General features: G+C 62.5%; 1 protein-coding gene. It reads right to left on the reverse strand.

All coding sequences use genetic code 11. The annotated features are described in order from the left end of the window. Positions 1-666, reverse strand: a 666-nt coding sequence (locus tag NK662_RS24565) for a peroxidase family protein (RefSeq protein ID WP_497717180.1), incomplete at its 3' end; no start/stop codon positions are given. Positions 667-774: the final 108 nt, after the last annotated feature.

The following is a 774-nucleotide window of genomic DNA, read 5'->3' on the forward strand; positions in this document are numbered from 1 at the left end:
CTCCACCAGTGGACGGAAGGCTGGGTCAGCCATGAGGGCTTTGTCACTTGGCAGCTGAAGAAGGCCTTCCTTCTCGCCACTCACAAGCTCGGTGAAGTAAGAGTTGTCAAAGATCAAAGGGTTGGACGTCCAGGCTCCCTCAAAGCCAGATCTCTCCTTGTGGCATCTTCCCAGGGTGTGACCACCAGAAAGAGCAACTATGTCCTTGTCACTCAAACCCATCTGCGCAGAAAAGACCTGCCTTAGGTGGTCAGAACCTTGTGTGGCATCAGGAAGACGGCCCTCAGGTGGGGGTGCAGGTTTGTCCTCCCTTCCTGGGTGGAAGGGGACGGCAGGTCCACCGGACACCTCGACGGCCACAACTCCGGCAAGCTGGTAGAAATCGGCGTAGGAGATGGTGGGTATCTCCTCCTTGATGGGCTCGAGCATCCGCACCGCGATGTCCAGCCCCGCGTTGGCGGCGTGCGACAGCTCCGCCGGGGTCTTCATCGTCCCGAACGGGCCCCCGGTCTTCGACGACACGTCGAACGTCCCCGCCGAGTGCCACGCGAGGCGGAGCATGAGAGGGGCGCAGCTCTTCTCGGCGATGAGGGCGCGCAGCTTCTGCCTGGCCTTCTCGACGGCCTCCTGGTACTCGGCGCTCACGACGGGGTAGTTCTTAGCCATGGCTGCGGGTGGAGCTCCGAATCGAGGAGGAGGAGGAGAAGAAGGGGAGAAGCCTACTGCTTCTCCGGCTCAGCCGCCGGCGCCGCCGCCTCCGCTGGCTTCTCCTCC

Origin of the sequence: Ectobacillus ponti, from assembly GCF_024294785.1 — a bacterium.
GTDB lineage: Bacteria > Bacillota > Bacilli > Bacillales > Bacillaceae_G > Ectobacillus > Ectobacillus ponti.